This window comes from Leisingera aquaemixtae (assembly GCF_006740765.1).
GTDB classification, from domain to species: Bacteria; Pseudomonadota; Alphaproteobacteria; order Rhodobacterales; family Rhodobacteraceae; genus Leisingera; species Leisingera aquaemixtae.
In genome coordinates this window covers 1-13,809 of record NZ_CP041155.1, presented here as the reverse complement: position 1 = coordinate 13,809, position 13,809 = coordinate 1, and the positions used below count along the sequence as shown (strand labels likewise).

Genomic DNA, 13,809 nt, shown 5'->3' with positions numbered 1-13,809 from the left:
CTCGCCCGACAGGGGATCGGGGCCGCTGTCGAGGAGAGAGACATAGGTGAAGAAAGCCGGTTTCGGGATACCGTCCAGCCGCAGGTAATCGCCGCTGGCCAGAAACGCAGCCTGCGCCGGGTCCACCGGGGTGACAACCACCCCTTCAGGCGGCGCGGCGCCGCGGCGCAGGGTGCCGTCCAAGGCAATGCCCGCAATCGCGGCGCGGGTCTGGTGCGCCTGCCAGCTGGCGCTGGAGCGGGCCCAGGCCCAGGCTGCCGCCAGCCCCGCGGCAAAGGCCAGCGCCAGCAGGATCAGCCCCCGTGTTCTGAGCCGCAGCGCCACCGGCGTCAGTCCCCGCCGGTTTCGACATCCACCGCAAGGACATAGCCGGTGCCGCGCTCGGTGCGCAGCAGTTTCGGCTCCTTGGGGGTCTGTTCGATCTTGGAGCGCAGGCGGCCCACCAGCACGTCGATGGCGCGGCCCGATCCCTCATCGCTGCCGCCCTCGCCGGTCACATCCAGCGCCGCGGCGATCTCCTCGCGCGTGAGCGGGATGTGCGGGTTGGCCAGAAACACCTTGAGCAAGCCGGTCTCGCGCCGCGACAGCGCCACCTGCACGCCCGCAGGCGAGATCACCTCGTCCCGCTTGGCGTCATAGGTCCAGCCGGCAAAGCGGAAGGTCGCCACGCTGCGCCGGTAGATCAGCGAGGAGGAGCGGCGCGCGCGCTGCAGCACGGCGCGGACGCGGGCCAGCAGCAGGTCAGGGTTGAACGGCTTGGCGATGTAGTCGTCGGCGCCGGATTCATATCCCGCCATCCGCTGGTGGTCGGCGGACAGGGCCGACACCAGGATGATCGGAACATCCTGCCCGGCGCGCAGGCGGGTGCAGATCTCCACCCCGTTTTCGTCGCCCAGCATCACGTCGAGCAGGATCAGGTCGATCCGGCCCGCGCCGATCTGGGCGCGGATGTCCGCCTCGCTGGCGCAGGGCAGGGCGATAAAGCCGTTCTGGCGCAGGTACTGGGTCAGCATCATGCGCGTCTCAGTATCGTCATCCACCACTAGAAGCCGCGGAATCGCCATCTGTCCGTATCCTCCCCGAAGACCGCCGGTTGTGGCTGTCCCGCCCGTTTGTCTGTAACATCATGCAACAAAATCAATTGCTGCGTAACAACAGGTAACAGCCCGGCGGAAAAACTGCTGCGGCCCGCGCCCCAGGCTGTGCTGAGCGATTGAAAAGCGGCCCCGCGGTTTTGCAAGCTGATGGGGAAGGCTGCGGGGAGCGGCCTGCACATAAGGGAGGAATAAGCGATGAAACGCACCGCTTTTGCGGCCGTCTCGGCCGTGGCACTGGCCTGCGCGGCCCCGGCAGTGGCCGGACCGCAGGCCGAAGTTCTGCACTGGTGGACATCCGGCGGCGAGGCCAAATCGGCGGCCGTCTTGCAACAGGAGTTTGCCGATAACGGCGGCACCTGGACCGACATGCCGGTGGCCGGCGGCGGCGGCGATGCGGCGATGACCGCGCTGCGCGCCCGGGTGCTCTCCGGCAACGCGCCGACCGCGGTGCAGCTGAAAGGCCCGGCGATCCAGGAATGGTACGAGGAAGGCGTGCTGGCCGATATCTCCTCTGTCGCGGAGGCTGAGGGCTGGGCGGATGTGCTGCCCGGCTCCATCGCCGAGCATATGAAATGCGAGGGCAAATGGTGCGCCGCGCCGGTGAACGTCCACCGGGTCGACTGGATCTGGGCCAATGCGGCGGTTCTGGAGGCCAGCGGTATCGAGATGCCAACGACCTGGGAGGAGTTCAACGCCGCCGCGGACAAGCTGCTGGCGGCGGGCGTCACCCCGCTGGCGCATGGCGGCCAGGCCTGGCAGGACGCCACCGTGTTCGAGGCTGTCGCCTTGGGCATTCTGGGGCCGGAGGATTTCCGCAAGGCCTTTGTCGACTTGGACATGGAGACGCTGAAGTCCAGCAAGATGGTCGCGGTGTTTGACCAGATGCGCAAGATGCGCGGCTATGTAGACGCCAACTTCCCGGGCCGCGACTGGAACCTGGCCACCGCCATGGTGATGAACGGCGAGGCCGCGTTCCAGATCATGGGCGACTGGGCCAAGGGCGAATTCCTGGCCGCGGGCAAGGAGCCGGGCAAGGATTTCCTCTGCGCTTCGGTGCCGGGCGACGGGTTCCTTTATAACGTCGACAGCTTCGCCATGTTCGAGGTCGACGGCGAGGACAAGCAGGCCGGGCAGGACCTGTTGGCCAAGCTGATCGTCGGGCCGAAGTTCCAGGAGGTGTTCAACCTCAACAAGGGTTCGATCCCGGCGCGGGTCGATGTGAAACTGGACGCATTTGACTCCTGCGCACATCTGTCGGCCAAGGATATGGGCGAAAGCGCCGAAAACGGCTCTCTGCTGCCGAGCTATGCCCACGGCATGGCGCTGCGCGGCGCGCAAGCCGGCGCCATCACCGACGTGGTGACCGCGCATTTCAACTCCGACATGTCCTCGGACGAGGCCGTGCAGATGCTGGCCGACGCTGTCGCCAACTCCATGTGATCCTCCCCCGGGCCTCGCGTCCTTCGGGGTGCGGGGCCGCTTATGCAAGGGCCGTTACAATGTCCCAATGGCTAGAACGTCATATACCGAAGATGGTGCTGGCACCGTCCTTCGCCGCGGTGCTGGTGTTTGTCTACGGCTTCATCATCTGGACCGCCTGGGTGTCGCTGACCCGCTCCCGCCTGCTGCCGAAATACGAGATTGAAGGACTGATCCAATACGAGCGCCTGTTCAATGCGCCGCGCTGGGACACCGCGATGTCGAACCTGTTTGTGTTCGGCACCCTGTTCATCCTGATCTCGATGCTGCTGGGCCTGATGCTGGCGATCTTGCTGGACCAGAAGATCCGCACCGAGGGCGTTCTGCGCACCATCTACCTGTATCCGATGGCGCTGTCGCTGATCGTGACCGGCACCGCTTGGAAGTGGATCATGAACCCGGGTCTGGGCATCGAGGCCATGGTGCGCGGCTGGGGGTTTGAGAGCTTCACCTTCGACTGGGTGATCAACCCGGACAAGGCGATTTATGCGGTGGTAATCGCCGGTGTCTGGCAGGCGTCCGGGTTCGTGATGGCGCTGTTTCTTGCGGGCCTGCGCGGGGTCGATGGCGAGATTATCAAGGCCGCGCAGGTCGATGGCATCCCGGCCTGGCGGATCTATACCGCGATCATCATCCCCTCGATGGCGCCGATCTTCCTGTCTGCCTTCATCGTGCTGGCGCATCTGGCGATCAAGAGCTTCGACCTGGTGATTGCGCTGACCGGCGGCGGCCCCGGCTATGCCACCGACCTGCCCGCCACCTATATGTACACGATGGCCTTCTCCCGCGGCGACATCGGCCAGGCGGCAAGCTCCGCCATGGTGATGATGGCTGTGGTTTTTGCGATCATCGTTCCCTACCTCTACTCCGAGCTGAGGGCCAAACATGACTGATGCGACGCTTGCCCCCGCCCGCGCGCCTGCGCAGAACTGGAGCCGTATCGCCCTGCGCTGGCTGCTGTTCACCCTCCTGGGCCTGTTTGCCCTGTTCTACCTGATGCCGCTCTTTGTGATGATCACCACCTCGCTGAAAAGCCTGGAGGAAATCCGCACCGGCAGCCTGATCGCCTTCCCGCGCGAGGTCACTTTCGACGCCTGGCGCACCGCCTGGTCGGAGGCTTGCACCGGCATCCAATGCGAGGGCCTGCGCCCGTTCTTCTGGAACTCGGTGGTGATCGCGGTGCCTGCGGTGGCGATCTCCACCATGCTAGGGGCGGCCAATGGCTATGTCATCGCGCAATGGCGGTTCAAGGGAGCCAACCTGATCTTCTCCTTGATGCTGTTCGGTTGCTTCATCCCGTTCCAGGTGGTGCTGCTGCCAATGGCGCGGATGCTGGGGCTGATGGGGCTGGCGGGCAGCATTCCGGGGCTGATCTTTGTCCATGTGATCTATGGCATCGGCTTCACCACGCTGTTCTTCCGCAACTTCTATGTCACCATCCCGCAGGATCTGGTGAAGGCGGCCAAGGTGGACGGCGCGGGGTTCTTCCGGATCTTCTGGTCGATCTTCCTGCCGCTGTCGCTGCCGATCATCGTCGTGACCGTGATCTGGCAGTTCACCCAGATCTGGAACGACTTCCTGTTCGGCGTCTCCTTCAGCCAGGCAGGCACCCAGCCGGTGACTGTGGCGCTCAACAACATCGTCAACTCGACCACCGGCGTGAAGGAATACAACGTCGACATGGCCGCCGCGATCATCGCCGCGCTGCCGACGCTGCTGGTCTATGCCGTTGCCGGCAAATACTTCATCCGCGGCCTGACCGCCGGATCCGTAAAGGGGTAAATCCATGGCACCTATTCTGGACATCACCAACCTGCGCAAGAACTACGGCGCGACCGAGATCCTGAAGGACATCAATGTCAGTATCGAGCCAGGCGACTTCCTGGTGCTGGTCGGCCCCTCCGGCTGCGGCAAGTCCACGCTGCTCAATTGCATCGCCGGGCTGGAGCCGATCTCCGGCGGGCGCATCGAAATCGGCGGGCGCGACATGACCCAAGTCAGCCCCAAGGACCGCGACATCGCGATGGTGTTCCAGTCCTATGCGCTCTACCCGACGATGACAGTGGCCAAGAACATCACCTTTGGCATGAAGGTGCGCGGCGCCGATGCGGCCACCCAGGCGCGCAAGCTGAAGGAAGTGGCGGCGCAGCTGCAGATCGAAGCACTGCTGGACCGCCGTCCCGGTCAGCTCTCTGGCGGGCAGCGGCAGCGGGTGGCGATGGGCCGGGCGCTAGTGCGCGATCCCAAGCTGTTCCTGTTCGACGAGCCGCTGTCGAACCTCGACGCCAAGCTGCGCGTGGAGATGCGGACCGAGATCAAGAAGCTGCACCACAACCTCGGCGCCACCATGGTCTATGTCACCCACGACCAGATCGAGGCAATGACGCTGGCGACCAAGATCGTGGTCATGAAAGGCGGCGTGGTGCAGCAGATCGGCACGCCCGCAGAGATCTACAACAAGCCCGCCAACCTGTTCGTGGCCGATTTCATGGGCAGCCCGGCGATGAACCTGATCCCGGCCCGCGCGCAGCCGAACGGGCAGGGCACACGGATCGAGATGGACTGCGGCGGCAGCGCCCCGATCGTGCTGAAAGACAGCCGCGCCACCGGCCTGCCGCAGGACGTGATCCTGGGCGTGCGGCCCGAAGACATCGCCGAGGCGGGCTTCCGCGCGGGCGAGGGTGTGCAGGAGGCCGCCTGCCTCATCGACATGGTGGAGCCTGCGGGCGCTGACACCTATGTGGTCTCGCAGCTGGGCGGCAAGCAGGTGACAGCGCGGCTCCATGCGGAAACCCGGGCGCAGCCGGGGCAGATGCTGGATCTGGCCTTTGATCTGTCCAAGGTGTCCTATTTCTCGCCCGCCACCGGCGAGCGGCTGAATTGACCCGGCTGCGGCTTGCCGCGGACGCCGGCGGCACAAATACGCGGCTGGGGCTGGCGCGGGACGGCGTCCTGCTGGCGGACACGGTGCAAAGCTTTCGCAACGATGCCCATTCGGGCTTTGCGGAGGTGATGGACCAGTACCTGCAAAACGCCGCGCCCGGCGGTGTGGCGGAGGTGGTGATTGCCATTGCCGGGCCGGTCACCGGCACCACCGCGCGGCTCACCAACCGGGACTGGCATTTCGACGCCGCGGCGCTGTCGCGGCATCTGAATGGCGCGCGCGTGCATCTGCTCAATGACCTCGCAGCGCTGGGGCAGGCGTGCCCGCATCTGGGGGCAGACTGCCTGGATACGGTGATCGCGCCCGCGGATGATGCAGGCGGAGACGGCCAGCGGCTGGTGGCGGGCATCGGCACCGGCTTCAACCTGTCGCCGGTGCTGCACGCGGGCGGGCGGGTGCAATGCCTGAACGTGGAATACGGCCACGTCAGCCTGCCGCTGGACGTGGCGGAGCATCTGAGCAGCCGGACCGGCGACGCCGGGGCGTTCCGCACGGTGGAGCATCTGTTCTCCGGCCGCGGGTATGCGGCGGTGCGGGCGCAGTTCCCGGAGGATACCGCCGGCACGCAGGCGTTTCAGGGCTTTTATGCGGAGTTGCTGTCGCTGCTGGCGCGCAACTTGGTGCTGGCGTTTCTGCCCGCGCAGGGGATCTATTTCGCGGGTGCGGTGGCGCGCAGCCTGCTGGCCTCCCCGGCGCGGCAGGTGTTTGCGGAGGCCTTCCGCCAGCCTTTCGCCCTCGATACCGGGATAGAGGCGCCGGTGTATGTCATCCTCGACGACGCGGCGGCCCTGAAGGGCTGCGCCGCCGTTACGGTCAACCGCTGATCCGCAAGGCCTGCCCGTGCGGGCTGCCTTCAGGGGCCATAATCAGTGTTATGGTAATTGATTGCCCCGCAGGGCGGGGACGGCTGGTTCATTCACCTCTTTTACCGGTGGCCGGGAACGCCGCGCCCGTTTGCGGCGTTGGGTCTGCAACACCCATCCGCAGCGGGAGGTACACGTATGGCGCGGTCTGATCTGACCGAAGGGCCGGTCTGGCGGGCGCTGGCGCGGGTTTCGGCGCCGATGTCGCTGGGCATTCTGGCCGTTTTGTCGATCGGATTAGCCGATGCGTATTTCCTGGGCCAGCTGGGCGGCGCGCCGCTGGCGGCGGTTGGGTTCATCTATCCGGTCACAACGGCACTGGCCTCGCTGGCAATCGGGCTGTCGGCCGGCGCAAACGCCGCCGTATCGCAGGCCCTGGGCCGCGAGGATGAGGACAGCGCGGTAGCGCGGATGTCGCTGCATGCGGCCGGGCTGGGCCTGCTGTTGTCGGTGCTGGTGGCGCTGGCCTTTTACGCCCTGCACGGGCAGATCTTTTCCCTGATGGGCGCGCGCGGCAAGGTGATGGCGGAGATTTCCGCCTATGTCCCGCTTTGGGCGCTGTCATTTCCGTTTTTGGTGCTGATGATGCTGGTCAACGCACTGTTCCGCGCGCATGGCAATGCGGTCCATGCCTCGCTGTTCATGATCCTGGCGGCGGCTGTGAACATCGCGCTCAACCCGCTGTTCATCTTTGGCTGGGGGCCGGTGCCGGCGATGGAAACCGGCGGCGCGGCGCTGGCGACGCTGGCCGGGCGGCTGGCGGCAGCGGCCGGCGCCATCGCCTTTGCCGTGCATGCGGGATATCTGCAGCTGTGCGGACGGATCTGGCAGGACCTGTGGCGCAGCCTGCGGGAAATCACCCAGGTTGGCGCGCCAGCCGCGTTTTCCAATGCGATCAACCCGGCGGGCATGGCGCTGGTCACCGCTGCGGTGGCCACGCTGGGCGACGCCGCGGTCGCCGGGTTCGGCGCCGCAACGCGGGTGCAGTCGCTGGCGATCGTGGTGCTGCTGGCGCTGTCTGCCGGGATCGGGCCGGTGGTCGGCCAGAACTGGGGCGCGGGCAAGGAAACCCGGGCGCAATCCGCGGTGGTGCAGGCCTGGGCGTTCTGCCTGGTGTACGGCCTTGCCCTAGGCGCGGTGCTGAGCCTGTGCGGCGGCTGGATCGCCGCTGCCATCGCCGAGGACGCGGAGGCGGCGGATTACACACGCCGTTACCTGCAGGTCGTCGGCTGGAGCCTGTTCGGCTATGGCATCCTGGTGACCGCAAACGCGGCGATGAACGCCCGCTCCAAGGCGCTGCACTCGATGGGGCTGAGCCTGGGGCGGATCACGCTGATCTATGTGCCGCTGGCCTGGCTTGGGGTCTGGACTTTCGGCTACGGCGGCATCCTGGCGGCGGCCGTTGCCGCCAACCTCGGCGCGGTTGCCGGGGCGGTCTGGGCCGCCCGGCGCACCGGGCTGTGGCCGCAGAGCACCCGCATCACCCGGCACATCACAGCGTGAGGCCCGCAGACCTTATGCCCGCCGGGACCGTGCGTGCAGTCTCGCGCACCCGCCGTAAAACTGGGCCAAGCCGGGAACATTCCGCTGTTTCGGGCGTTGAATCAGGGACAGAGTGCGCACCCCAGCGGGCCATTTGCGGCCTTTGCGGCATGGCGGGCCCCCTCCCCGGCCCCGCCGCGCGGGCTTTCCGAACACGCAGGAGACCGAGTAATGACCCCCACTGACAAGCACCTGCTTGCAGAAGAGCAAAAGGAACGCGACGCAGTGGAGGAGGCCACCGGCCTGTCCGCCAAGCTGATTTTCGAGACCATCAGGCTGGAAGGCGAAGAGGAGCTGCGGCGCCCGATGCGGGCGTTGTGGTGGTCCGGTCTGGCCGCCGGTCTGCTGATTTCCTTCTCGGTCTGGGGCGAGGCGATCCTGCGCTCCAGCCTGCCGGACGGGGACTGGCGGTTTATCGTTGAAAATCTGGGCTACAGTCTGGGGTTTGTGCTGGTCATTCTGGGCCGGATGCAGCTGTTCACGGAAAACACCATCACCACCGTGGTGCCGGTGACCTTGTGCCCGACGTGGAAATCGTTCGGGCGCACGGGGCGGCTGTGGGCGGTGGTGCTGGCAGCAAACGTCACCGGCGCCTTCATCGCTGCCGCCTTTTTGGCCTTCACACCGGTGATGTCCGGTCCGATGGCAGACGCGATGCTGGCGCTGAGCCATCACGCGACCGGAATGCCGTGGGCCGAAGGGCTGGTGCGCGGTATACCTGCGGGCGTGCTGATTGCGGCGCTGGTGTGGATGCTGCCCCAGGCCAACGGCTCGGCGCTGCCGCTGATCATCCTCATCACCTGGCTGATCGCCTTGGGGGATTTCACCCATATCATCGCAGGCTCTGTCGAGATGGCCTTTCTGATGGTGCAGGGCGAGCTGTCCCTGGCTCCAGCCGTGTTCCGCTTCTTCCTGCCGGTGCTGGCAGGCAATGTGATCGGCGGCACCGCAGTGTTCACCCTGCTGACCTGGGCACAGATCCGGCCTGAGGTGGAAGAAGCAAAAGAGAAGAGGAACGGCAGGCTGAAAACCTGAGCGTCTGAGCGCCGCGCGACCCGCCTCCGGGCCGCCGTCACACGCCCGCGGTTATCGTCTCCAGCTGCTGCGCTGCTCCGTCGAAACTGGGGGCGGCAACCACGGTGATGCCGGTTTCCCTCAGCTTTGCCAGATCGCGCTCGTCGTCCGCGCTCAGCCCGTCTGCTGGCACCCGCAGCAGCACCGCGGCGATGCGGCCCGGATGGCGGCGCACCGCCGCTCCGTAGATAGACGCATCTTTTTGGCCGGTGTCGCCCATCAGGATTGCAGGCAGCTCCGGGTGCGCATTCAGCAGCAGATCGATGCTTTGCCCCTTGTGGCTGCCATGGCCCGCGGAGATGAACTGGGTCTCGCTCAGCCCGAGGTCGCGCAGGAACATCGGGCCGCGGACCATATCCGCCTGGCGGAACACCTGGTCCAGAAACGCGTGCATGTTCCAGGGGGAGGAGCTGACATAGAACACCGGGTTGCGGCCCTGTTGCGACAGCTTGCGCAGCAGGGCCGCCGAGTCGGGGAACACATGCCGTGTCAGCGCATTGCCGCTGAAGGTGGTCCAGAGGTTGCGCACCAGCGAATAGGCGGAGGTCTGCAGGACCGTGTCATCAATATCGGAAATGACCAGAAACCGGGCATCCGGACGCGGGATCAGCACCGGGCAGACGGTCTGCGCTTTGCTGTCCGCGACAGCAACCGGGATCTCATGCCAGCCCGGCGCCCGGCCCGGCGGCAGCGGCAGCTGATAATACCCCTCTTCATCGCTGACTGCGGTGGCATCGCCGTGGCAGACCGTAATCCCGGCCGCCTCATCCGTCAGGAACAGCGAAATCATCTGCCGCACATTGCGCAAAACCCCCTGGCCTGCGCGAGGCGCGCTGTGGCGCAGCTGTGTCAGCACCCGGCCGCGCACGATCAGGGCCTCCGGCGTGGCGTAGCCGATGTAAGGGTCGATCACCAGATCCGCGCCGCTGCGCACCTTGCGGGGCAGCAGCCTGTCCAGCAGATTTTCGGCATGAAGGGCGGTGCGGTGCAGTGCGTGCTTGAACATATCGGACCTCGTTGCTGCTTCAGGTATACAACGCGCGAGGTGCCGGTAAAGTGCCCGGCCCCTGTCAGACGCAAGGGCCGGGTTTGGTGTTTGTGCTAGAGCGCCGTGTCAGCAGGCGGCGGTGACGATGATTTCCACCTTCAGATCCGGCCGCGCAAGCCTGGCCTCGCCGCAGGCCCGCGCCGGGGCATGGCCTTGCGGCACCCAGGCATCCCAGACCGCGTTCATCTCGGCAAAATCCTTCATGTCGGCCAGCCAGACAATCGCCTGCAGGATCTGCTGCGGCGAGGAGCCGGCCTTCTCCAGCAGCGCCTCGACGCGGGACAGGCAGTCGCGGGTCTGTTCGGCCACATCGGCGCCGTCCCCGACCTGGCCGCACAGATAGGCCACGCCGTTGTGCTTCACGATCTTGCTCATGCGGGGGCCGGTTTCGATCCGTTCGATCATCTTCTTCTCCTATTCAGCGGCAGTGGCGGAGGGGTCTTCCATCGCTGCCAGTTCGCCCAGTGTCACGGGTTTTATCGGCGGCCGGATGCGGTAGTACCCCGTCTCATCCGGGGTCTGCCCGTTGGCCTCGGCCAGCAGCGCAGTCACGGTCAGCCCGCAATAGCGGCCCTGGCACGGCCCCATGCCTGCGCGCCCGAAGGCCTTGGCCTGGTTCGGGCCAAGACAGCCGAGCTTGGCATAGCTGCGGATGTCGCCCGCGGTGACCTCCTCGCAGCGGCAGACGATGGTGCTGTCGGCGGGCCGCAGGGCGCTGGCATAGGGCGGATAGGCCGCATCCAGGAAGGGCCGCACGGCGGTTTCCCGGCTGCGGCGGCTGATCAGCGGCGCGGCGAGGCGGTCGCGCTCCTGCGCGGTGATCCGGCCCAGCTCCTCCGCCGCTTTCAGCGCCGCAATGCGGCCTGCATACTCTGCCGCCATGGCGCCGCTGATGCCTGCGCCGTCCCCGGCGATCAGGACACCGTCCTTGCCGGTCTCGCCCCAGGGGCCGGTTTCGGGCACAAAGCACTGCTGCGCTTCGGACCAGACATGCGGCACATTGATCGAGCGCGCGGCCTGGGTGTTCGGCACCACACCGTGATGCAGCAGCACGGTATCGCACGCGATGCGGTGCGCCTGTCCCTTGCTGCGGAAAGTCACCGCCTCGGCCCCGGTGCTGCCTGCCACCGCGATGTCCGTTGCGCCGGTATAGCGCGGCACGCGGGCGCGCTTGATCTCCGCCAGCATCTTCAGGCCCTTGGCCAGATAACGCCAGCCGCGCAGCGCGCCGGGCAAGTGGCGGCTTGCGACCAGCGGGCTGGCCGCAGTCTGGGTCTCCACCAGCGCCAGCGGCGGCGTGCCCGCCCGCACCATCTGCGCCGCAATCAGATAGAGCAGCGGCCCGCACCCGGCGAGCACGGCGCGGCGCGGCAGCACGCCGGATTGCTTCAGCAGGATCTGCGCGGCGCCTGCGGTCATCACGCCGGGCAGGGTCCAGCCGGGGAGCGGCATGGGGCGCTCCAGCGCGCCGGTGGCCAGGATCACCCGCGCGGCCTCCAGCTGCTCCCCGCGGCCACCGCGGATAAAGGAGATGCGGAATCCCTCCTCGATGGCCCAGACAATTGCACCTGACAAATGCGTAATGCCCGCCTGCCCAAGGCCCGCCGTCAGGGTTGCCCCGTGCAGATACTCCTGCCCCAGAATGGCGCCGCGCGGTCCGCCGGCGCGGTCCACCTCGCGGTAGATCTGCCCGCCGGGGCGGTTCTGTTCATCCAGCAGGGTGACGCTCAAGCCCTGCCGGGCTGCCTCGGCAGCGGCGGCCATGCCGGCCGGGCCCGCGCCGATGATGGCCAGGTCACAGCGTTTCATCGCCAGCCTCCGCTTCAAACGGGCGGGCAATTTTCATGCCCTCTTCCACTTCCAGCATGCAGGCCTGCTGCACGCGGCCGCCAATCTCCACCAGGCATTCGTAACAGGCGCCCATCATGCAGAACGGTGCCCGCGGCGCGCCGGATACGGCCGTGTGGCGGAACACCTGCACACCGGCGGCCAGCAGCGCGGCGGCCAGATTGGCGCCTGCGGGCAGGTCCAGCGGCTGGCCGTCGAACCAGACCCGCACGCGGGGGGCATCGTCTGCCAGCTCAAGAAACGGGGAATCGGTCTTCACTGAACACCTCCAGATCAGGGGCGGCCTCGGTGCCTTCCAGCCAGTCGGGCAGGAACAGCGCATGGGCCGCGGCCAGGGTGATGCCGCTGTGGCAGGTGACGAGATAGGCGCCCGGCAGGTCCGGGCTTTCCTGGTAGATCGGCAGCCCGTCGGGCGACAGGATGCGCAGCGCGCCCCAGCTGCGCACCAGCTGCGCGCGGGCCAGCGCCGGGTAGGCGGCGATGGCCTCGGCGGCCAAACCCGACAGGCCCGGCTGCGTGACGCTGTCGTCCAGCCCGACCTCCTCATTGGTGGCGCCGATCTGAATGCCGCCTCATCCACCTGGCGGGCAATCAGCGAGGGGCGGTTGATCATCTTCGGCAGCTTCTCGGTAATCAGCACCTGGCCGCGCTGCGGCCGCACCGGCGCCTTGAAGCCCAGCTTGGGGCCAAGCTCCATCGCGCCCAAACCGGCGGAGAGCACAACCTTGGCCGCCGTGACCGTGGTGCCGTCGCTGCACTGGACCTTGAAAGCATCCGGTTTGGAAACCTCGGTGACGGTCTTGCCGTTCAGGACCGTGCCGCCCAGCCGCCGCACGTCCTCGGCCAGCGAGACCAGCAGGCGCAGCGGGTTTGCGTGACCGTCCTGGTGATGCAGGATCGCGCCCGCCACCTTGGGGCCGATATGCGGCTCCTCGCGGCTGAGCGCGTTGCGGCCCAGCACCTCGTAGGGGTAGTTGCCGCCCAGCTTGTCCTTCAGCGCATCATACTGCGCGACGGTGGCATAAAGCGTTTCCTCGGAGAAATGCAGGTCATAGCCGCCGTTCTGCTGCAGCCCGACGGAGCGGCCGGTGCCGTCTTCCAGCTCGGCGGCAAATCCGGCCCAAGCCGCGGCGGACTGCTGGCTCCAGCTGGCATAGCGCGGCTGTTTCATGCCCTTGGACTGGACCCAGACCAAGCCGAAGTTGCCGCGGCTGGCGCGGAACGATCCGTCATCGCCGTCCAGAACCGTGACGCGCTTGCCGCGCCTGAGCAGCCCCCAGGCCACGGACAGGCCGACAACGCCGCCGCCGATCACTGCATAATCTGCTTCCATCCTGCCGTATCTCCGGGGTTGGCTGCGGTTGCGGGGCGGCGCGCAGCCGCCCCGGTCTGTCATGCGGGATTACTTGCCGATCTGGTCAAGAATGCCCTGGCCCCACTCGGCGCCGACGTCCTCCAGAACCACCGGCCAGACATCGTTGCGCACCTTGGCAGCCATCGCCGCCAGTTCGTCGTCGCTCAGCTCGACCACTTTGGCGCCCAGGTCATCGGCCAGACGCTGCTCCCAATCGCCCTGCTCTTTTTCGGCAACGGTCCAGCGCTGCGCTTCGAAGTCTGCCGCGGCGGCTTTCAGCGCCTCCTGATCTTCGGCGTCCAGCTCAGCCAGCGAGCCGTTGGAAATGATCATGTACCAGACCTCGAAATGGGTGTTGGCGGGCACATAGGTCTTGGTCACATCGCGGAACGAGGCATAGTAGCCTTCGGCGCCGGAGCCGATCACGCCGTCAACCACACCGGTCTGGATCGCGGTGAAGGCTTCGGAAAACGGGATCGGCGACGGGATGTAGCCAGGGCCTCGCCGGTCAGCTGAAAGCTCTTGATGCCGGGCACCCGCACCTTGATGCCGTTGGACTG

The 13,809-nt window shown here is 66.8% G+C and carries 11 protein-coding genes and 4 pseudogenes; 7 read left to right on the top strand and 8 right to left on the bottom strand.

Features of this window, described 5'->3' with window-relative positions; translation table 11 throughout:
- Together R2C4_RS00075 and R2C4_RS00070 are read right to left on the bottom strand one after the other, a co-directional pair.
- Positions 1-324, bottom strand: a pseudogene (locus tag R2C4_RS00075) (sensor histidine kinase); the annotation flags it as partial.
- 5 nt (positions 325-329) lie between these two features.
- A complete protein-coding gene (locus R2C4_RS00070) occupies positions 330-1,064 on the bottom strand; it encodes a response regulator transcription factor (protein ID WP_141889050.1) in 735 nt (244 codons plus the stop codon).
- Positions 1,065-1,292: 228 nt separating this feature from the next.
- Between R2C4_RS00070 and R2C4_RS00065 the strand changes: the two genes are divergently transcribed.
- The 7 genes from R2C4_RS00065 to R2C4_RS00035 all read left to right on the top strand — a co-directional run bounded on the left by R2C4_RS00065 (position 1,293) and on the right by R2C4_RS00035 (position 8,960).
- Complete coding sequence (locus R2C4_RS00065) at positions 1,293-2,537, top strand: ABC transporter substrate-binding protein (protein WP_141889049.1); 1,245 nt, start codon at positions 1,293-1,295, stop codon at positions 2,535-2,537.
- 59 nt (positions 2,538-2,596) lie between these two features.
- Positions 2,597-3,469 carry a carbohydrate ABC transporter permease gene (locus R2C4_RS00060; protein WP_141889048.1) on the top strand — a complete coding sequence of 291 codons (873 nt, stop codon included), beginning with the start codon at positions 2,597-2,599 and terminating at the stop codon, positions 3,467-3,469.
- On the top strand, positions 3,462-4,358 hold the full coding sequence (locus R2C4_RS00055; RefSeq protein WP_008558552.1) for a carbohydrate ABC transporter permease: 897 nt from the start codon (positions 3,462-3,464) through the stop codon (positions 4,356-4,358). Before R2C4_RS00060 ends, R2C4_RS00055 begins: the two co-directional genes overlap by 8 nt.
- 4 nt (positions 4,359-4,362) lie before the next feature.
- Positions 4,363-5,460, top strand: a complete 1,098-nt coding sequence (locus tag R2C4_RS00050) for an ABC transporter ATP-binding protein (RefSeq protein ID WP_141889047.1) — start codon at positions 4,363-4,365, stop codon at positions 5,458-5,460.
- Positions 5,457-6,344 (top strand): glucokinase, encoded by an 888-nt coding sequence (locus tag R2C4_RS00045; protein WP_141889046.1) that lies wholly within the window; start codon positions 5,457-5,459, stop codon positions 6,342-6,344. Before R2C4_RS00050 ends, R2C4_RS00045 begins: the two co-directional genes overlap by 4 nt.
- A gap of 177 nt (positions 6,345-6,521) precedes the next feature.
- The gene (locus tag R2C4_RS00040; RefSeq protein ID WP_141889045.1) at positions 6,522-7,886 is read left to right on the top strand and encodes an MATE family efflux transporter; all 1,365 of its coding nucleotides are present in this window, start codon (positions 6,522-6,524) and stop codon (positions 7,884-7,886) included.
- Positions 7,887-8,096: 210 nt separating this feature from the next.
- Complete coding sequence (locus R2C4_RS00035; protein ID WP_141889044.1) at positions 8,097-8,960, top strand: formate/nitrite transporter family protein; 864 nt, start codon at positions 8,097-8,099, stop codon at positions 8,958-8,960.
- Between the two features lie 37 nt (positions 8,961-8,997).
- Here the strand turns inward: R2C4_RS00035 and R2C4_RS00030 are convergent, their stop codons facing one another.
- From R2C4_RS00030 to R2C4_RS00005, 6 genes and pseudogenes are all read right to left on the bottom strand, one after another.
- Positions 8,998-10,005, bottom strand: a complete 1,008-nt coding sequence (locus R2C4_RS00030; protein WP_141889043.1) for an App1 family protein phosphatidate phosphatase — start codon at positions 10,003-10,005, stop codon at positions 8,998-9,000.
- A gap of 108 nt (positions 10,006-10,113) precedes the next feature.
- Positions 10,114-10,452 (bottom strand): RidA family protein, encoded by a 339-nt coding sequence (locus R2C4_RS00025; RefSeq protein ID WP_008558530.1) that lies wholly within the window; start codon positions 10,450-10,452, stop codon positions 10,114-10,116.
- A gap of 9 nt (positions 10,453-10,461) precedes the next feature.
- Entirely contained in the window at positions 10,462-11,856 is a 1,395-nt protein-coding gene (locus tag R2C4_RS00020; RefSeq protein WP_141889042.1) for an FAD/NAD(P)-dependent oxidoreductase, read from the bottom strand.
- A pseudogene (locus R2C4_RS00015) lies at positions 11,843-12,097 on the bottom strand (2Fe-2S iron-sulfur cluster-binding protein); the annotation flags it as partial. The gene R2C4_RS00020 and the pseudogene R2C4_RS00015, both read right to left, overlap by 14 nt.
- 31 nt (positions 12,098-12,128) lie before the next feature.
- A pseudogene (locus R2C4_RS00010) lies at positions 12,129-13,228 on the bottom strand (NAD(P)/FAD-dependent oxidoreductase).
- Positions 13,229-13,297: 69 nt separating this feature from the next.
- Positions 13,298-13,809 (bottom strand): annotated as a pseudogene (locus R2C4_RS00005) (type 2 periplasmic-binding domain-containing protein); the annotation flags it as partial.